The organism is Pseudomonas tremae (genome assembly GCF_023278125.1).
Taxonomy (GTDB): domain Bacteria; phylum Pseudomonadota; class Gammaproteobacteria; order Pseudomonadales; family Pseudomonadaceae; genus Aquipseudomonas; species Aquipseudomonas tremae.
The window spans coordinates 3,618,685-3,636,792 of record NZ_CP066270.1 but is presented as its reverse complement, the minus strand read 5'-3'; the positions used below and the strand labels follow the sequence as shown (position 1 = coordinate 3,636,792).

Genomic DNA, 18,108 nt, shown 5'->3' with positions numbered 1-18,108 from the left:
TTCTGTGCGCTCTTGACCGAGTAGCAAGGCGATCAGCGGTGTATCTCCCCCTGCCTTTGCCCTATCATTCGCGCTTTTGCAGGCAGGATAACCATCATGACCACTTCGCCAACCACGCTGCTCGCCGCCCTCGAAGCCACCACCATGCTGGAAATCGACGGTCTGCACGCCTGGGACTTCTCCTTGGGTGATGAACTGAACGTTGAATGCATGGACGGCCGCGAGCGCAAGGTATGGCGTTTCAGCAAAGCCCAGGTCGAAGCTGCAACATTCGATGAATCCCTGCAAAGCTGGGTCGTCAACGATGGCAATGCCGATCACCGGATCATCTGCCTCGACGCTTTCACCCCTTCGGACGAAGATGATTCTGCGCAGGATTGATTAAATGCGGGCTGGCGCTGTCATAGACCCGACAGTGCCGTAACAGGCACTACATTCGATAACAAGATGGATGCCCCCATGCCCCATAAACTTCTGCCATGGCTGGCGATTGCCAGTGCCATGAGCGCATTTTCCCTGCAGGCCCAGCCTATGCCCGACACTGAGTTGCTGATGGGTTCCTACACACAAGGAAAGAGTGAAGGGATCTACCGTTTTGGCTTCAATAGCGAAACCGGGATGATCGACGCCAAGCCGCTGCAGGTCGTCAAATCCGATAACCCTTCCTGGCTGACGTTATCTCGAGACCAGCGTTATCTGTTCGCGGTCAACGAGAACGGACCGGGCCAGAAGGATGTGATCGGCAAGGTCAGCAGCTTTGCCATCGACCCGAAAACCCGTCAGATAACGCCCGTCAATCAGGTCCAAAGCCGTGGCGAAGAACCCACGCACTCCAGTCTGAGCCGCGACGGTCGCTACCTGTTCGTTGCCAACTACGCAGTAAACCCTGACCCCGGTGGCGCGCTGACAGTGGTGCCAGTGGGCAAGGACGGCAAGTTGAGCGAGGCCGTTCAGGTCCTGCCGCTGGGGCCTGGAAGCAAGGTCGACAGTGAGCGGCAGATGTCGTCGCATGTGCATCTGGCCGTGCCGACCCCGGATGACAAGTATGTGGTGACTGCCGACCTGGGCGCCGACAAGCTGTTCGTGTACCGCTACGACGCCAGCCAGACCAAGCCGCTGCAGCCAGCCAAAGAGCCTTTCGTGCAGTTGCCAGGCGGTACAGGACCACGCCATACCCTGTTCAGTGCTGATGGCAAACATGCCTGGCTGGTGCTGGAGATGACCGCCCAGGTCGCCGTGTTTGACTACCATGACGGTGTCTTCAAGCAGACCCAACTGGTCGATTTGAAGAACAAAGGTGTTGAGCAGAAAAACGGTGGAGGCGCCTTGCACACCTCGCCGGATGGCAAGTTTCTGTATGTGACCAATCGTGGTGAAGCCAATCAGGTCGTGGTGTTCCGGATCGATCAGGCCAGCGGCAAGCTTGAAGAAATTCAGCGTCGTTCCCTCGAAGGCAAGGAGCCTCGCGAATTTGCCTTTGACCCGACCGGCAAGTTCATGCTGTTTGCCAATCAGAAGAGCAACCAGATCGTGACCGTACGCCGCGATCCGCAAAGCGGGATGCTCGGCGACACGGTGCAGAAACTCGATGTGGATACACCGTCGTATCTGTATTTTCTGACTGACAAGTAAGCCCCGTCGGCTTCAGCCCTCCAGAGTCAGGGGCTGGAGCCGTTATCATTCTTGGTGATATGGGTTAGTGCTACAAAAGATTTCTGCTGAGCCACCCCTCGGGCGTAAGTTTGAGTCACGGCCAAAGACGGCCAACGCTTCAAACCCATGCACAGACAGACAACGAGGGGTGACCGACATGAACTTCAATCTTTTCTCCATCATCGCTGCATCAGCCATTTCGGCAAGCGTCGTGTTGCCCGCCAGCGCAAGTGTGGAAGTAAGCGACAAGAAAGCTCACGCCACCCAGACCTACACCACTAAATACCTGCAGCAAAGCGCCAACTTTTACGCCGCTCTGGATCACAAAACCGCCCAGTGAGTTGATTGTGAGTCAGGTGCATTGCCTCAGTGAGTGTTAGGCCTCCATTGTACTTACACTTATAGCAATGCCTTGACCCGAGCGGTTTTCCTCAGCAACTGCAGCGCAAAGAAGACGAACAGTAGTGCTGCTGCTGATAGTGTCAATGGCAGGCCATTTGCGTTGCCTGTCATTACTACTCCGCTGACCAAAGGGCCGAGTAAGCTACCTACTCCCCATAGGAGGCCCGCACTTGCATTGGCGGTTATCAGGTCTCGGCCCGTGAACTTCTCGCCGATGAGAATGATTGCCAAGGTATAAACACCGCCTGCCACTGCACCCAGCACTGCTAGACATGGCCATATGAGCAACGGGTAATTCATCAACCAGGACATGCTCATTCCGATGACCAGAGACAGTACGCCACATCCAAGATAAACCGCAGGCCTTGAAACTTTGTCCGACAGCCAGCCCAGTGGAAACTGAAACATCGCGTCTCCCAGCAGGATAACGGTCACCATCAATGCCGCGAGTTTGATCGTATAGCCATGGTCAGCAGCATAAACCGGGAACAGCGATAGAATGACGCTGTCGAAAAACGAGAAAAAAATGATTCCCATGCACAAGGCGGGTGCGACTTGAATAAAGCCAAGTACCGAGAATGTTTTGTCTTTGCTGTCACCCGGCCCGGTCATGTGGCTGGGTAGAATGAACCAGATAACCGCCAGCGCTACAAAGTGTCCGGCGATGACTACGCCGTTCACCTGCGCTCCGGCAGTGCCAAACACTGACACCATCGCTGGCCCAAGCAGCTGAAAGACCGTGAAGCATGTCGTGTAGATCGCGACAATCCTCCCCCGGTACGAGTCCATGGCAATTTCATTGACCCATGACTCTCCCAGAATAATGATGGTCCCCGCTGCCAGCCCCATCGTCAGCCTGGCGACTGCCAGAATTTCCAGCGATGAGGGAAGCACTTCCAGTGCAGCAATACTCAGTGTGGAAAGGCTGAAGCAATACAGGTAGATATGGCGGCGGCTCAAGTGTTTGCAGAGCCGTTCCACAATAAATGCTGATAACATCATCCCCGCCGCCGGCAGCGCAGACATGATGCCTATGTGTACATTTGATGCCCCTGCCTGGTAAAGGCGCAACGCCACCACCGGTACGGTCGAACCAATGCTCAAACCGACAATGGAGACGCCGAGGATAAGCGCCGCCAACAACACTCTGTTCATCACTCATGCCTCTGACTGACTGGGTCATTGAAAGCCACGTTAGTGGTGTGGGTGCGCAACCAGATGTTCGTGGATATCACGTTGCGGTAAGGTCGGTTTGGCGATGCGCACGCCGTTTACATAAAGACACGAGGCCGCGACACCCTGTCCACCATAAGGGGCGTAACCCTTTTCGACAATGTGCAGGTCGGTATTACTTAGCACTGTGCAGGGGTCGTGTTTTCCTTGCTCAATGAGGCCGCTGATATAATCGCTGCTGCCAAACAGGGAGATGTACATAGAGTTTGGTGAGTAAAGTGGGTGTTCAAAATAGGACGCCAGTTCAGCATCGTCGCTATAACGTTGTACAAAAAATACGGGTGCAAAAAACTCTTTGTAGTTGCCGCCTAAAGATAAGGGTCGCTCGAACATTGTCGGTCTGATCAACCCGCTGACAGGGTTTATTTCGCCACCATAGGTGCAGTGTTCACGACAGTCTCTGAACATTTTCATGACTTTCAGCGTATGGTCGGGATCACTGTTGGGTCCGACAATATTTTTCTTGCGCTTGTAATCGCCTACAAGGCCTTCACACCGGGTCAGTTCTTTGCGCAGCTGTCGAATGAATTCAGGGTAGGCCTCAACGTGCACCATAATACTATTAGGCCCAGCGCAATCCTGGCCTTGGTTATATAATACGACTCTCAAAGCGCTTTCCACGGCCGTCGTGATGCAGGCATCGGCTGCCACTACCAAGGGGTTATGACCTGCGCCGTTAAGAATGAAGAGCGTCCGTTTCAAGTAAGATTTTCTGACCTTGGCTGCATTTTCCGGGGTGCCGGTAAAAATCACCGCGTCCGAGATCGCTGCGGTTTGACTAACAAACGTATCTTTGTCGGCAAAAGAGACATGTAAGTTGGGAAAGAAGTGGTCGAGTTTTAACGGATTCAGCAATTTTTTATAATGCGGGTGCATGGCCGTTGGAGGCCGAAGCCATGCTGAGCGGGCCAGTAGCGAAGGAATAATGCCAAAGCACGTCGTTGCGTAAATTGGCTGATTGAGTGGCAGGTAGCTTGTGACACAGTTCACCCGGCGCTCAAAGAATGATCTGTTCAACTCAATATTTTCCAGGAACTCGATACAGCGTTCTATTTCATCCACTGCCACGTTGTAGCATTCAAAGCCGGAAAGGCTTTCTGCGATAGACTCGCTATGGCTTCTTAAGTGTAGTGCATACGCTTCTGCGCGTGCCTTAATCTCGTCAAAATCGATAGCTTCCGGCGCTTGATCCGATGTGTTTAACGTTTCGGATTTGGCCGTATGGTTCGCTGCATCGGACATTTGCAAGGCTTCCTGGCTCGCGTGTGTGTCTTCTTTCATCGGGTCATACTCCCTATCATGAGCAGCTTGTTGGATCCTTGAGTCAAGTTTTTTACAAAAAGCCTGCACCCCCAGAAAGTTGATATATTCAGCAAGTCGGGGACCATGTTCGTCTCCAAACAGGCACGCATATATCGTTTTGTAGGCATCCCGTTGACAGCGAAATCCAACACTGTCAACTATCGGTTTGAGCAGCAGGCAGGTGATGAACTTGTTTTTTACATCAAGGCGCTTTAATTGCGCTGAAAACGAGTGCAGTAAGGCGGCTGACTGTGTATCCAACAGACGCGGACGATACGCAGGCGCGATGACGTCTTTATAATATGCAAATGCTTTTTCTATCACTGTCGCAAAGGTGTCATCATTAATAATGTCGTGCCTGGTTTTTTCGTGCTTGAGCAAGTAGTGGTAGGCGGTATCAAGGTCTTCAGGGTGGCAGGCGGTGAAAATATTCATCATCGTTCGGTAGGTGGTTAAGCGTTTAGCATGGGCCGGAATACGATGAAAATAGTTAATCGGGTTGTCAGGCTGATCCTTGTCTAGGCGTGCATGGTCAGCACGGTAGCTGTCATATGCCTTTACAGAAACCTCAGGGTGGAATCGAGTGGTCCGATAAGGGTTGTTGAACATGAAATGTTGCAGCGCTTCTTCTGGCATGTAGCGGCTGACCTGATTCAGCGAGAAACCGTTACCTTTGCTCTTGGATATTTTATGCCCAGTCATATCTGTGAACAGGCCGTACCTCATCAGAAGTGGAGGTTGTACACCTAAGACCTTGCAGATATCACGCACCGTATTGGCTGAGTCTGTCAGGTCCTCGCCATGCATTTCAAAAGCGGTATTACGGTGGATCAATCGCATAGCCCAATCGGCTTTCCACTGCAGTTTACAGTGACCGTCCAGTACAGAAACGGTGATGTTCTCGCCAATCGGTTCGTCTGCATAGTATTCCTGAGATGTGATGCTGTATTCTTCGCCAGGGCGATTGATCAGTAAGTCAGGTGGAATGGTATAGACAATCTCTCCACGGCTCAGATCCACGCTCTGGATGACAAGGTGTTCAATGACACGGCCAGAATGACGCGAGATGGGCATAAATAGGCTGTAGCTTTTTCTACGGTTCACTCCGAGGCGTGAGGCAATGACCTGATTGAGCGTGTCCATCTGCAGCAGGAATTTTCTGATCGTCGTGTTGTAGTAGCCCGACCGATAAAGTGAGCTGTTCTCAATTAATTGATAATCGAGTGTGTAAGGCGCTAATGCGCTGTCGAGGCGCTTATTGATACCTGCTGATAGGCTGGACGCTTGCTGAAAGGGATCGGCTATGTCGCATAAAGGTACACCCAGGTAATTTTCAAGGGACACAGTCTTTGGGAAAGTCGCAGGTATCTTCCTTAATGCATCCATGTCGTCGGAGATAATAAACAGGCGAGTTTCTTTACCCGAAAGTCTTTCAAATGCTGTCTTCACAATGCTTACCCGCAGCACTTCACATAACGTGCCTATGTGGGGGAACCCTGAGGGCCCGAAACCTGCGCCCATTGCAACGATACTGTTATCGTCGGCAGTTCTTTCCTGAATTTTTTGGGCAATATGCTTCCACCACATGATGCGGACTCCTGTGTAACCAATCAGTAAATATGTTCGGTGCGATGACGCCCAGTTTGAGAGGGGTGCTCAAAGACATCAGGCAAGGCAAACTACCCAATCGATTGTTGGCACCGCAGCAGCTCTCTGATAACGGATCAGACTTTTAAGGATGAGGGGAGAATGTAAATGCAAATAAAATACAGCGGAGAAGGCTGCTCGCAGCGCGGCCATCAGCCGGGGCGTTGCCTGGGTGGGCATGTTTATTGAAGCGTGCGCAGGTGCGTGTCAAAGGCATAGAAAGGTCACAACCAAACACTGGCAAATCTATTCTAAATAAATTTGCTTTCCTCTATTACTGATAGGTAACAGATAGTGAACACTCTGTACCCACCGCTCCTTGTAAGCATATGGCTCCCTGAGCCTGCTTGGAATTGCATGAGCGTCTTTCGTCGATCGATGCATTTCACGGAAATAAAATAGGTCACCTGCTGCCATCTGTCAAATTCCGCATTGTCTCGCGCTAATGACGATGTATGAATTAATAAGTTGTCGTTCTCATCACACCTTGATGCTCATCACGACTGCAAATAACTCAGACCGCAATAACCGCTGCAACCAGGCTCGCAGGGCAGGGTACAGACTTTGTTCGAACCACTCCGGATCAACAAAGCAAAACTGTCGTATGAAAGGGGCGATGGCGACGTCGGCCAGTGTCAGGTGTTCGCTGACCAGAAACCTTTGCGATTGCAGTCGGTGTTCCAGGATTTGCAGGAACACTTCACCCTGCTCGCGATAATGTTGCGGTGAGTGCTCGGGGTAGCGCACCGAATATTTATAGCGGTCCAGATGCAGCTTGAAGACCTCATCATTCTCTGTGATCAAAGCTGCGATTTGCGTTGGCCCTTGGGGATCATTCGCCAATAGCCAGTCATCAGGGTCTTGTTGGGCAAGTGCCCAGCGCATAATGTCCAGGCTCTGCTCGATCACCCAGTCTTCAAGCACCAGAACCGGGACGGTGCCCTTCGGCGATCGCTCCAGCATCTCGGCGGGCTTGGCTTTCAGGCTGACTTCATGGACATCCACCACGCAGTCTGCGTAATGCAATGCCATGCGTGCACGCATGGCATAGGGGCAACGGCGGAAGGAGTACAGCACCGGCGTCATGTACTGCCTACCTCAATCGTGCTCAACCCATTGCCCTGACGACGTACCTTGATCTGCACCGGAATACGTTCGTGCATTTCCTGCACATGGGAGATCACGCCGACTTTGCGGCCCTGTGCCTGCAAGCCGTCCAGCGCGTCCATCGCCAATTGCAGTGATTCCGGATCCAGGCTGCCGAAGCCTTCGTCGATGAACAGGGATTCGATGCGCAAGGTGCTGGAGGCCATCGACGCCAGGCCCAGTGCCAGCGCCAGCGAGACGAGGAAGGTTTCCCCACCCGAGAGCGAGTGGACCGAGCGCAGTTCGTCGCCCATCTCGGTGTCCATGACCAGCAGGCCAAGCATGCTGCCGCCGCGTTTCAGGCGGTAGCGCCGCACCAGTTGCTTGAGCTGTGCATTGGCATGATGGACCAGCAGATCAAGGTTGTAGGCCTGAGCGATCTTGCGAAATCGGTCGCCTTCGGCAGAGCCGATCAGTGCCGCCAGTCGTGCCCAGCGCAGGTATTCGTCGTTGGCTTCGGTGATGCGCGCCTGAAGCTCGCTGTTGGCGTTTCTCCGGCGCTGGTCTTCACTGAGTTCGGCGCGCAGGTCCGCACAATGCTGTTCACTTTGTGCCAGTTGCTCCTGAGCCCCTTGCAGCTCGGCGGTCAGTTGCCCGGCGTCGCTCAAGTCGCTGTGCTGGGCCTGATGCTGTTGCAGGCGCTGATCCCGCTCCTGGAGTAAGACCTTATCCTGTTCCAGGTTCTTTTCGATGCTCTGCAATTGCTGACGCAGTTGTTCGACATGTGCGTCATCGTAAGTCAGCAGAGTGTCGAGAGCCGCGTCGTCCAGTTGCGGATGCTGAGCACGCCATTCACCGATCTGAACGTCGAGCTGCGCCAGTTCATCCTGCAAAGTCTGCTGCTGATGCATTCCCGATTTGAGTTCGGCGGCCAGTTGAATCAGCTTACCGTGCAGATCCTGAAGCGTCTGGGCGGCCGATGCTTCGGCTTGACGTGCCTGCTCGATGCTGTTTTCCAGGGTCTGCTGCCATTGCTCGGCGGTGGCATGGTCGCCCAGTAAATCGGCAAGTGTCTGCTGACGGGCCTGGCGCTGTTCGCCGAGCCGGGTGACGTCCAGCGCCAGCTCGGTCTGGCGTTGCAGACGGGCCTGTTGCTCGATCTGTTCTTTCTCGATCTTCTGCTGACGTTCGCGCTGTTCCTGCTGCTCTTCGTTCTGCTGCTCCAACTGGTCCAGCCGCTGAGTCACTTGCTGTTCAAGCTGCATGACCGTTGCCGAGGCATCGTTGCGCAGGCCTTCGAGTACCTGCGGCGACACCAGTGGCGTGAACGCAGTCAGTTCTTCTTCCAGACGCTGTTGGTCGACGTCCAGTTGCTTGAGTTGTTCGGCGACATGATGCGCAGCTGTCTGGCTGGCTTCTGCCGCAGTCTGGAGCTGCTGCTGCAAACGCGCAGCGTCTTTCTGCAAGGTCAGCAAGGCCTCCTGACGCTGCTCATCACGCGCGATGACGTCGTTCAACTGTCTCAGTTGCTGGCTCAGCCAATCGTCTCGTTTGTCCGGGTCGCGATCCAGCAATTGAGCGGCAAGCGGATGCGCTTCAAGGTCTGGCATCAGGGCCTGATGACGCAGGGTCAGTTGCTCGTGCTGGCGCAGCAGCTCTTTCTGTCGGGCGATCACGCCGCCGACCTGTTCGCGCAGATGATTACGTTGCTCGGTCAGCAGGTCGACGGCTTTCTGCGCGCCGGCTTGTTCGTTGTCGTCATGGTGGGTAAGGCTTTGCAGCAGCGCCTCGGGCTGATGCCAGGGATGTTCGACGCTGCCGCAGACCGGGCAGGGCTGGTCGTCCTGCAATTGCACGCGCAACTCTTCGACACTGGCGCTACGGGCCAGACGCTGACGCTCCAGCAGTTGCCGGGTGACGCTGAGGGTCTGTTCGGCGACGGTCAATTCGTCGCGAACGCGAATGCCCTCGGTGTTGAGCTGCTCGCGTTGCTGCTGGGCACCCAGCTGTTGCTGAGCCAGCTCGGCAAACTGATGGTCCACTTCCTGTTGACTGGCCCACAAACGCGCAAGGTCTTCGAATGCGCGTTGTTGTTTGCGATTGTCCTGCAACAGGCTGCCGAGGATCTGCACCTGCTCGGTCACCGCATCGACTTCACAGTCGGCTTCGCGGTACAGCAATTCCAGCGTCTGGCGCTGTTCGGTCAACTGTTGGTCGGCGTCGCTGGCACGTTGTTGCAGGGCAGGCAGTTCGCTTTGCCCATGCCTTAGCCGATTGGCGATCAGGGTCAGGGACTTCAAACGGTCACGCCACGCGCTCCACGCCTGCGCCAGCGGGGCCAGTTCGCTGCTCTGCTCCAGCTGCGTGGCGATACGCTCGAGGCGCTGTGCCACCTGTTGCTGCTTATCAAGCAAGGTTTGCAGGCTGGCCTGACCTTCAGCGCACAGTTGTCCGGTTTGCTGATGTAAATCGGCAGCCTTGGCCAGTTCCTGAGCCAGATGGTTCAGGGTGTTCTGCGCGTCAAAGGCCTGTTGCAGCAGCGGTTTTGCCAAACCGTGCGCCTGCTGGGCGGCCAGCAGGCTGGCCTGGGCCTCGGTGCGCCGGGTTTCCAGCTGCTGTTGCTGGCTTTGCAGAGCAGTTTGCTGTGCCTGAAACTGTCGAATTTGTTCAGCTAACGGGGTGAGTAGGGCGTTCAGGGTCAAGCGTCGGGCAAAACGGTGTCGCTGTGGGTCCAGGCGTTCCAGCTGGCCGAGAGTCTGACGCTCAGCGCTGCGCTCGTCCCAGGACTGTTGCGTACGGGTCAGGCTTTCCTGAGCCGCGAGTTGTTCGTCACGCAGGCGGTGCAGCTCGATCAGCCACTGCTGCTTGAGTTCCAACTGGCGTTGTTGTGCTTGATGGGCCTTGAGCTGCTGCTGTGCATTGGCAAGGCGCTGTTCAAGCTCGACCAGTTGCTCCGGGGCCAGCGGGATAATGTTGCTGGCCTGGGCGGTCAGGGTTTTCAGCGCTTCTTCTGCTTCCTTGCTTTTGCTGTAGGCACGCCGGCCGAGCTGGCTGTAGATTACAGTGTTGGTGAGCTTTTCCAGCAGTTCGCTGCGTTCCTTGTCATCTGCTTTCAGGAACGCGCTGAACTCACTCTGGGCAAGCATGACGGCACGCGTGAACTGTTCGAAGTTCAAGCCCAGGCGGTTTTCGATGAGTTGTTCGAACTCACGCTTGCTCTGGTTGCTGAGGACCTGCTCGCTGTCCAGATCGGTCAGTATCTGGCGGCTGGCCTGCAGCTTCTTGGTCGCGTTGTCGCGTGCGCGGTTGGTTTCCCAGCGGGCGCGGTAGCGGCGCTGATCGATGCCGATGAAATCCACCTCGGCATACCCGCTGCCGGTGCCACGGCGCAGCAAGGTGCGCGGGTCGCTGGTGGTGATGTCTCCGTCGATGTCCGGGACCTTGGACTGGCCGATATTGCTCAGCCGCGGAATGGCCCCGAACAGCGCCAGGCACAAAGCGTCGAGCAGGGTACTTTTACCCGCGCCGGTAGGGCCGGTGATGGCGAACAATCCGGCACTGGCCAACGGTTCTGCGGTGAAATCCAGTTCGAACGGACCCGCCAGCGACGCGAGGTTTTTCAGGCGAATGGCAAGAATTTTCATGACTGTTCGCTCTCTTGCTGGACTTCACGCAGCAATGTGGCGAAATCGGTGAGGGTCTGTTCGTCCACCTCGCTGCCATAGTTGTCCTGCCAGGCACGGCTGAACAATTCCTGAGGAGTGAGCTGGTCAAGCTCGATCAGTGCCGCGTCGTTTTCGCTGCCGTCGACACTGCCTTTGCCAGCGTACTCGGCACCGATGCGCACCAGTCGCACGGCTTTGCCCTGCAGCGCGGTTTCGATCTGGTTGCGCAGGTCCGGCTGCGGTTCGTCCAGGCGCACGCGCACTTCCAGCCACGGCTGACGATCCGGATCAGCGAGCAGGTCGACGTCCGGCAGTGCCTTGAGCTGCACCAGCAGTTCGGCCAGTTGCGAAGGCCCAAGACGTTGCAGGTTGACGGCTCGCGGGATCAGAAAGGGCTCGACGCTGGTCAGGGTTTCGCCGTCGCAGTTAATCTCGAGAATCTGATGCTGGTAACCGATTTCCGAAAATGACAACGGGATCGGCGAGCCGCTGTAGCGGATACGTTCTTCGCCATTGACACGCTGAGGCTTGTGCAGATGCCCCAGCGCGACGTAGGTGATACTTGACCCGAAGAGGCTGGCGGGAAGGGCTTCGGCGTTGCCGATGATCAGGCTGCGCTCGGAGTCTTCCGAAACCGACCCGCCCGCCATGTGCGCGTGGCTGATGGCGATCAGCGCCTGCCCTGGCTGGCGCTTGAGATTGGCTGCCTCGATGAGCAACTCATGAACCCGGCCGATGCCACGCAGGTAATCATCGCCCAGCGTCGGGCCGGTGACTTCGGCAGGGCGCAGGAAGGGCAGCGCCAGGCACCAGGCCTTGATGTCGCCCTTGGCGTCAGGCAACGGCAGGAGCAGGCGCTCGGCATCCAGCACGCCATCGTTCAGCCACATCACCCTGCCCAGCGCGTGCGTGCGCAGGCTGCGCATCAGCGGTGCGGGCAGTTCGATGCGCGACCCGGAGTCGTGGTTGCCCGCGATCATCACGATAGTCAGCAGTGGCTGTTGCTCGTGGGCGTTGACGATGAAGTCGTAGAGGCGCTCCTGGGCTTTGACCGGCGGGTTGACTGTGTCGAAAATATCGCCCGCGATCAGCAGCACATCAGGTTGTCGTTCGGCCAGTCGGGCCAGCAGCCAGGTCAGAAAGCAGGCGTGTTCGAAATCCCGCTCCTGACCGTGCAGGTTCTGGCCCAGATGCCAGTCGGAAGTGTGAAACAGACGCATTGGTTTACCTTGTGATGTAGAGGTGTTGCCTGCGTTGCATCCTCACTTGGGATACAGCGGCGGCAACCCGGCATCGCCTGCCGGGTCCTGAATATGTTCGGCGGCGGGCAGCTTGCGCACAGCACGCCAGAGGTCTTCGCCCAGCCACAGTTTGCCGGTCTCGCTGTACAGCGCACCGTTCAGACCGTCCAGCGCATCGGAGAGCGGCACAAAGCGCGCGGCCATTTCGGCCAGGGTTTCCGGCTGTTGACGCGCCCATGCATCGAGCGCCTGGCGAGTGCCCTGCGGGTCGTTGGCCATGCAGGCGCGCTTGAGATCATCCAGTACGCTACGTGGGCTGGGCCCGGTCTGCACGGTCCTGGCGATCGCCGGCTGGCCACGGGCCCGCCACCACAACGCAAAGCCCAGCAGTGTGGTGCAGGCGAGCAGCAGCGTGCTCAGTTGCCACGGCCAGACCGGCGGGCCGATTACTGTTACGCCGCCCATGTCGCTGCTCACGGGTGTGTCTACGGCCAGACCGGGGTTGGCGCTGATCTGCAGCGTTCGCGCCGGCAGGCTGGTGTGTTCCAGATAATCTTCGCGGGTGTTCCACCAGGTGACTTCGACTGCCGGCAGGTCAATCGCACCGGCCCGACCGGGCACCAGCGCTTCGCGTTCTTCACGGGTGCCGATCAGGCCGCGCTCGCTGGGCAGGTTGCGCAGTTGCGGCTGGTCCGGATAGCGCCGCAGGCCAGGCACTTCGGTGGGCGGCAGTGGAGGCAGTTGCGCGCCGGCCAGCCCTTCCGCCTTGAGGGTCAGGGTCCGGGTCAGCGAGTCGCCGACCTGAGAAGTGCCGGGCTCCGGGCTCCAGTTCTCTTCGAGGCTGATGCTGCGTGCCGGCAGCCAGGGGGTGTCGGCGGGATAGCTGGCAGGCTTGGGTTTGACCGTCAGCGGCACCTCGGCGGATTTGACCCGCATCAGCTTGCCCGGCTGTGGACCGAACGGATTGGCATCCTGGCCCTGGGAACCTTCAGCAGGCGCCTGCACCAGCGTGGCGCTGAAGACCTGCGCGGGGATGTTCAGCAGACCGCTCTGCTGTGGATAGATCGCGTAGCGTGTTTCGATCACGCCGTGGCGGACCCCATTGATCAGCTTTTCGTAGGTGCGTGAATCACCCAGTTTCTCGACCCGCGCGTCCGGTACTTGCAGGGGGCTCAGGCTGCTGTCGTCAAACAGAGACACCGAGTGGTAGACCCGTACGGTCAGAACGGCCTGCGCCTGAACATAGACGCTGTCCTGGTCCAGGCTCGCTTCGATGAAGATAGGGGCCAGCTTGTTACTCGACTCAGTGGGGGCGCTCTGCATGACTTGCAGCGTCAGAGGCTGGCTTTTCAACTCCCCCAGTTGCAGCGCGGGTATGACCACGCTGCCGGTTGCGCGCGGCAACAGAGTGACAAGCCAGCGCGTCGTTGCCTGACTGCTGCCGTCCAGGGTTCTCAGGCTGTTGAGCTGACGAGTGTCGCGCACCTCGAAGCTGTCGTTGAGCGGGCTCATGTCGGGTTTGCCAAACTGCGTGACGTCGTCGGTTTCCAGCGTCAGCTCGACAGTTTCTCCGGCGTTCAGGCGCGTGCGATCAACGCTGGCTGTCAATTGCGCGGCCTGCAGCGACAAGGCGACCAGGCTCAGCAACAGACCGGTCAGTAAGGTGTACACGCGACTCATCGGGTCTTTTCCTGATGTTGCTGTTCGTAGCGAAATTTGCGCCGTAGCAGTTCGCCCGGATCGTCCGGAATCTGCCTCAGCCACTGCTCCAGCTCCTGACGCCGCTCGCCTGTCATGGGGCTGTCGGCGCTTTGGTTCGGCGGGCGGGTAGCTGGCTCATCATCCGTCGTATCGCCAGCGGTCGCCTGACCGCTGGTATCCGGCGGCAGGCTCTCGCTGGTGCCGGGTTGATCCGAGCGGGACGGGGTCTGGTCGGCGGGCGCCGCGCTGCTGTTCGGATCTTGTGACGCCTGCTGGCCTTCTTCGCCCTGATCGGCCTTGTTCTGTTCGTCCTGCGCAGGTTTTTGCACATTTGCCTGATCAAGCAGGTTTTGCACCAGTGCGCGATTGCTTTGTGCAGCGGGGAAATCCGGCTGGCGATCCAGCGCCTGTTCGTAGGCGTCCAATGCCGCTTCCAGCTCGCCACTGTGAGCCAAGGCGTTGCCGCGATTGTAATGATCCTGTGCAAGTGTGCCCTGGGCGAACTGCTGGGCGGCACTGGCGTAGTCTTGCGCTTCGTAGAGCGCCACGCCTTTCCAGCGCGGGTCCTCAAAGCGCTGCGCGGCCTCGGCCGGTCGATGCTGCTCCAGCAGTCGCTGGCCCTGTTGATCCGGACGCAGCCACAGGTCCTGAAACTCGAACGCCTGGCTGTTTTGCGGAAACACGAACATCAATGGCAGGCAGAATAGCCAGCCGCGCCGACCAGCCAGTGCTGCAATCAGCAGCAGCGCCAGCACAAACCAGTGCCCCTGATCAGCCCAGGTATCAAGCTGGACGACCTGACCATCGCTGCGTACATGTTGCGGGCTGGTCAACAGCCCTAGGCTGCGCAGGTCCTCTTCATCATTTCGTGCCTGATGATAGCTGCCATCGACCTGATCGGCGAATTCGCCAAGGCTCTTGCTGTCCAGACGCGGCACCATGATTGCGCCTTGATCGTCCTTGAGCAGGCTGCCGTTTTCCTGAGTCACCGGCGCGCCTTCAGCGGTGCCGACGCCAAGAATCAGTAGCGGCGGCGAGCGCCCGCGTAGCGCTTCACGTATGCCCTGACGTTCCGTTTCGCTCAACGAAGAGGTGATCAACAGGATACGGCCCTGACCCAGCGCGCCCTGTTTGAGCAAGTGCAGCGCCTTGTGTACCGCCAGGTCGGCACGCTGGCCGGTGACGGGCATGATCGACGGTCTGATGGCTTCCAGCAGGTTATGACTTGTGACCAGGTCATCGGACAGTGGCACCAGCGTATGCGCGCTGCCTGCATAGACGACGATTGCAGTCTGCGCATCGCTGCGTTTTTGCAGCAGGTCCAGCAGTTTGCGTCGCGCCTGTTCCAGGCGGGTCGGCGATGTATCGGTGGCGAGCATCTGTGGGGTCAGTTCCAGTATCACCACCAGCGGGTCCACCGGTTTCTGGCTGATTTGCTCGACACGCTGCCAGCCAGGGCCGAGCAGGGCAAACAGCGCCAGCAGCCACGCCAGCCCCAGTGCGATCCACGGTAATTTGCTGTTGCTGCCGCGCCCGCCGCTGAGCAGCACGGCATGAAACTGGGTTGGCAGGAGCATCTGCCAGCGTCCTGCGCGCTTCTGCCGATGCCACAGGCGCCATATCAGCAGCGCCAGCAATGGCATGAGCAGCAGCCATTCGGGACGAAGCCAGTGTGGCCAGAGAGCGGCAGTCATTGCGGTCTCCAAAGGCGTCTGAAGCGTTCACGCCAGTCAATGGAGCGGGCAATTGTCAGCAGACGTTGCAGTGCATTGTTTGGCCACAGTGCCCGCAATACCAACAGCACGCTCAGCAGCACTGCGGCCGCCAGCGGCCATTGATAAAGCGCCAGCGCGGGACGCGCCTGGGTCGGCTGTTGAGCGACAGGTTCCAGTGAGTCGAGGGTGACGCGGATCTTTTCCAACTGGTCGCCGTCGCGAGCACGGAAATACTGACCACCGCTCAGCCGGGCAATCTCCTTGAGGGTCGGCTCATCCAGATCAAGGCTGGCGCTCAAGCCGAGCGCACTCTGCAACGCGTTTTTTTCAGGGTCCGAGCCGATGCCGATTGTGTAGATTTTCACGCCTTCGTCGGCTGCCAGTCGTGCGGCGGTGAGCGGGTCGATCTGACCGGCATTGTTGGCGCCATCGGTGACCAGCACCAATACGCGGCTGTTGGCAGGCCGCATGCGCAGGCGTTTCAGGGCCAGGCCTATGGCGTCGCCAACAGCGGTATTCTTGCCGGCGATGCCTATTTTTGCCTCATCGAGCCAGACCCTTACGGTCTGTCGGTCGTAGGTCAGCGGGGCTTGAAGAAACGCCTGAGTGCCAAACAGAATCAGCCCGACCCGGTCACCCTTGCGGCTTTCGAGAAAGTCACCGAGCAGTTGCTGAACCAGCACCAGTCGGCTGACCTCGTCGTTTTTCCACTGCATGTCGGGGTAGTCCATGGAACCTGACACGTCGACCGCCACCAACAGGTCGCGTCCGCTTGCAGCCACTGGCAGCGGTTCGCCCAGCCATTGGGGCCGTGCCGCCGCGATCAACAACAACAGCCAGATGAGCAGGAATGGCGCACGTTGGCGCCATACAGGCAGATTGGCCTTGGCGCGACGTCCGCTGAGCCCTTCGAGTTCGTTGAGAAAGCTGACGTTGAGTGCGGGTTCGCCGCTGTCGGCGGCCGGCAGCACGGCACGCATCAGCCACGGCAGCGGCAGCAGGGCAAAGACCCAGAGCCAGGCGAACTCAAACATGTTTGCGAATCCAGGTATCGACCGCCTGGGTCAGGCCGGTGATGGCCTTGTCGTCCAGTTTGCATTCCGGCTTGTAAGCGCCTTCGACCAGAATCATCCAGCGTGTCAGGCCCGCCGCCGGACAGCGGTTGTCGAGAAAAGCCAGCCATTTGCGGCCATTGAGGGTGTGGCTCTGGCTGTGCGGGTAGTGGTTGCGGCACAGGCGTTTGAGCAGCCCGTTGATCTGTTGCAACCACGCGCCAGCCGGGGCGCCGTCGTAGGGTTTGGGCAGGTTGGCCAGCTCCGCGAGGGCCGCGACACGAACCGGGTCCAGCGGTTGCTCGCTGCGCACGTTGCCTGTCTTGATCGGCAGCAGCCTGCGCAACCGCCACAGGCCCCATCCCGCAGCAGGGATCAGCAGCAACAGCAACCACCAGCCCGGCGCGGGCGGCCAGAAGCCAACGGCCTCTGGGGCAATCAACGGCTGTAGCTGATCCAGCGGGTTCATTTACGTTTCACCGGGCGCTGCGCATTGAGGTATTCGCGCAATTGCTCAACAAGCTCGGCCTGGGTGCTCAATGGCATGAGCAATACCCGCAGCTTCTGCGCCAGCAGTTCCCAGCGTGCGGAACGGTCCTCGCCCTGTTGCCGGTAAGCTCGACGCAGTTCGGGGTTGAGGGTGTCGAGCTCCAGTTGCGCGCCGCGTTCGGCAAAACGCAGCAGGCCGGCAGCGGGCAGGGCGCGATCCAGCGGGTCGGAGAGCGGCAGCAACAGCAGGTCGCTATGGCGGGACAAGAGGCTCAGCTGTTGTTCGGCTGCCTCGGACAAGGCGCGCTCGTCGCATAGCACGATCACCAGGCTGCCGGGCCGCAGCACTTCCCTGGCGCGGCGTAGCGCAGTACCGAAGGCATCGCGGTTCGGCGGGGTTTCGGTGTGCAGTGACTGATTGACCCGCACCAGCCGGTTGAGCAGTTGCAGCAGGCTCTGTTTGCTGCGCCGTGGTTTGATTTCGTAGTGCTCGTCATCGCCGAAAACCAGCCCGCCGACCCGGTCGTTGTGTTCGAGCGCGGCCCAGCCGATCAGCGCAGCAGCCTGGGCGGCCAGCACCGATTTGAACATCAGGCCCGAGCCGAAAAATAATCGCCGGCTTTGTTCCACCAGAATGAAAATGGGCCGCTCACGTTCTTCATGGAACAGTTTGGTGTGCGGCTCCTGAGTGCGTGCGGTCACGCGCCAGTCGATGCTGCGCACGTCGTCACCCGCCTGATAGACCCGCACCTGATCGAAATCCACGCCACGACCGCGCAGCTTGGAGTGGTGCAGGCCGATCAACGGGCTGCGCCTGCCGGGTGTTGAAAACAGCTGCACTTCCCGCACCCGATGACGCATCTCGATCAGATCGCTGAGGCTGACGCGGATGCCCGGTTGGGGGATCAGATAGGGTTGCATG

Annotated in this window: 13 protein-coding genes and 1 pseudogene; 3 read left to right on the top strand and 11 right to left on the bottom strand. The window is 58.3% G+C overall.

The window, feature by feature from the left end; translation table 11 throughout:
• Positions 1 to 96: 96 nt before the first annotated feature.
• The 3 genes from I9H09_RS16400 (at position 97) to I9H09_RS16390 (ending at position 1,993) form a co-directional block, all read left to right on the top strand.
• On the top strand, positions 97 to 381 hold the full coding sequence (locus I9H09_RS16400; RefSeq protein ID WP_024689847.1) for a DUF5629 family protein: 285 nt from the start codon (positions 97 to 99) through the stop codon (positions 379 to 381).
• Positions 382 to 459: 78 nt separating this feature from the next.
• Positions 460 to 1,632, top strand: a complete 1,173-nt coding sequence (locus tag I9H09_RS16395; RefSeq protein WP_005892358.1) for a lactonase family protein — start codon at positions 460 to 462, stop codon at positions 1,630 to 1,632.
• Positions 1,633 to 1,810: 178 nt separating this feature from the next.
• Positions 1,811 to 1,993 (top strand): hypothetical protein, encoded by a 183-nt coding sequence (locus I9H09_RS16390; protein WP_005892360.1) that lies wholly within the window; start codon positions 1,811 to 1,813, stop codon positions 1,991 to 1,993.
• Between the two features lie 59 nt (positions 1,994 to 2,052).
• Here I9H09_RS16390 and I9H09_RS27235 read toward each other — a convergent pair whose 3' ends face one another.
• The 11 genes and pseudogenes from I9H09_RS27235 to I9H09_RS16340 form a co-directional block, all read right to left on the bottom strand.
• Positions 2,053 to 2,592, bottom strand: coding sequence for an MFS transporter (locus I9H09_RS27235; protein ID WP_412535492.1), 540 nt, complete (start codon positions 2,590 to 2,592; stop codon positions 2,053 to 2,055).
• 87 nt (positions 2,593 to 2,679) lie between these two features.
• Positions 2,680 to 3,210 (bottom strand): annotated as a pseudogene (locus tag I9H09_RS27230) (MFS transporter); the annotation flags it as partial.
• Between the two features lie 39 nt (positions 3,211 to 3,249).
• On the bottom strand, positions 3,250 to 6,177 hold the full coding sequence (locus I9H09_RS16380; RefSeq protein WP_122323678.1) for an aldehyde dehydrogenase family protein: 2,928 nt from the start codon (positions 6,175 to 6,177) through the stop codon (positions 3,250 to 3,252).
• A 540-nt stretch (positions 6,178 to 6,717) separates the two neighbouring features.
• The gene (locus I9H09_RS16375) at positions 6,718 to 7,323 is read right to left on the bottom strand and encodes a glutathione S-transferase (protein WP_122312689.1); all 606 of its coding nucleotides are present in this window, start codon (positions 7,321 to 7,323) and stop codon (positions 6,718 to 6,720) included.
• Complete coding sequence (locus tag I9H09_RS16370; protein WP_236502388.1) at positions 7,320 to 10,967, bottom strand: AAA family ATPase; 3,648 nt, start codon at positions 10,965 to 10,967, stop codon at positions 7,320 to 7,322. Before I9H09_RS16370 ends, I9H09_RS16375 begins: the two co-directional genes overlap by 4 nt.
• Positions 10,964 to 12,208, bottom strand: a complete 1,245-nt coding sequence (locus tag I9H09_RS16365) for an exonuclease SbcCD subunit D C-terminal domain-containing protein (protein WP_054997228.1) — start codon at positions 12,206 to 12,208, stop codon at positions 10,964 to 10,966. Before I9H09_RS16365 ends, I9H09_RS16370 begins: the two co-directional genes overlap by 4 nt.
• A gap of 42 nt (positions 12,209 to 12,250) precedes the next feature.
• Positions 12,251 to 13,909: a BatD family protein gene (locus I9H09_RS16360; protein ID WP_024669744.1), complete on the bottom strand. Its 1,659-nt coding sequence runs from the start codon at positions 13,907 to 13,909 to the stop codon at positions 12,251 to 12,253.
• Complete coding sequence (locus I9H09_RS16355) at positions 13,906 to 15,624, bottom strand: VWA domain-containing protein (protein WP_054997229.1); 1,719 nt, start codon at positions 15,622 to 15,624, stop codon at positions 13,906 to 13,908. The genes I9H09_RS16360 and I9H09_RS16355 overlap by 4 nt, the downstream gene beginning before the upstream one ends.
• Positions 15,621 to 16,679, bottom strand: coding sequence for a vWA domain-containing protein (locus I9H09_RS16350; protein WP_024669746.1), 1,059 nt, complete (start codon positions 16,677 to 16,679; stop codon positions 15,621 to 15,623). The genes I9H09_RS16355 and I9H09_RS16350 overlap by 4 nt, the downstream gene beginning before the upstream one ends.
• Complete coding sequence (locus I9H09_RS16345) at positions 16,672 to 17,166, bottom strand: DUF4381 domain-containing protein (protein WP_005892389.1); 495 nt, start codon at positions 17,164 to 17,166, stop codon at positions 16,672 to 16,674. Before I9H09_RS16345 ends, I9H09_RS16350 begins: the two co-directional genes overlap by 8 nt.
• Positions 17,163 to 18,107, bottom strand: coding sequence for a DUF58 domain-containing protein (locus tag I9H09_RS16340; RefSeq protein WP_005892391.1), 945 nt, complete (start codon positions 18,105 to 18,107; stop codon positions 17,163 to 17,165). The genes I9H09_RS16345 and I9H09_RS16340 overlap by 4 nt, the downstream gene beginning before the upstream one ends.
• Between the last annotated feature and the right edge of the window lies 1 nt (position 18,108).

Excerpts from the sequence above, each read along its gene's own strand:
- I9H09_RS16375 (WP_122312689.1), bottom strand. The coding sequence starts at position 7,323 with ATGACGCCGGTGCTGTACTCCTTCCGCCGTTGCCCCTATGCCATGCGT.
- I9H09_RS16370 (WP_236502388.1), bottom strand. The coding sequence starts at position 10,967 with ATGAAAATTCTTGCCATTCGCCTGAAAAACCTCGCGTCGCTGGCGGGT.
- I9H09_RS16400 (WP_024689847.1), top strand. The coding sequence starts at position 97 with ATGACCACTTCGCCAACCACGCTGCTCGCCGCCCTCGAAGCCACCACC.
- I9H09_RS27235 (WP_412535492.1), bottom strand. The coding sequence starts at position 2,592 with ATGGGAATCATTTTTTTCTCGTTTTTCGACAGCGTCATTCTATCGCTG.
- I9H09_RS16380 (WP_122323678.1), bottom strand. The coding sequence starts at position 6,177 with ATGTGGTGGAAGCATATTGCCCAAAAAATTCAGGAAAGAACTGCCGAC.
- I9H09_RS16350 (WP_024669746.1), bottom strand. The coding sequence starts at position 16,679 with ATGTTTGAGTTCGCCTGGCTCTGGGTCTTTGCCCTGCTGCCGCTGCCG.
- I9H09_RS16390 (WP_005892360.1), top strand. The coding sequence starts at position 1,811 with ATGAACTTCAATCTTTTCTCCATCATCGCTGCATCAGCCATTTCGGCA.
- I9H09_RS16345 (WP_005892389.1), bottom strand. The coding sequence starts at position 17,166 with ATGAACCCGCTGGATCAGCTACAGCCGTTGATTGCCCCAGAGGCCGTT.
- I9H09_RS16395 (WP_005892358.1), top strand. The coding sequence starts at position 460 with ATGCCCCATAAACTTCTGCCATGGCTGGCGATTGCCAGTGCCATGAGC.
- I9H09_RS16365 (WP_054997228.1), bottom strand. The coding sequence starts at position 12,208 with ATGCGTCTGTTTCACACTTCCGACTGGCATCTGGGCCAGAACCTGCAC.
- I9H09_RS16340 (WP_005892391.1), bottom strand. The coding sequence starts at position 18,107 with ATGCAACCCTATCTGATCCCCCAACCGGGCATCCGCGTCAGCCTCAGC.
- I9H09_RS16360 (WP_024669744.1), bottom strand. The coding sequence starts at position 13,909 with ATGAGTCGCGTGTACACCTTACTGACCGGTCTGTTGCTGAGCCTGGTC.
- I9H09_RS16355 (WP_054997229.1), bottom strand. The coding sequence starts at position 15,624 with ATGACTGCCGCTCTCTGGCCACACTGGCTTCGTCCCGAATGGCTGCTG.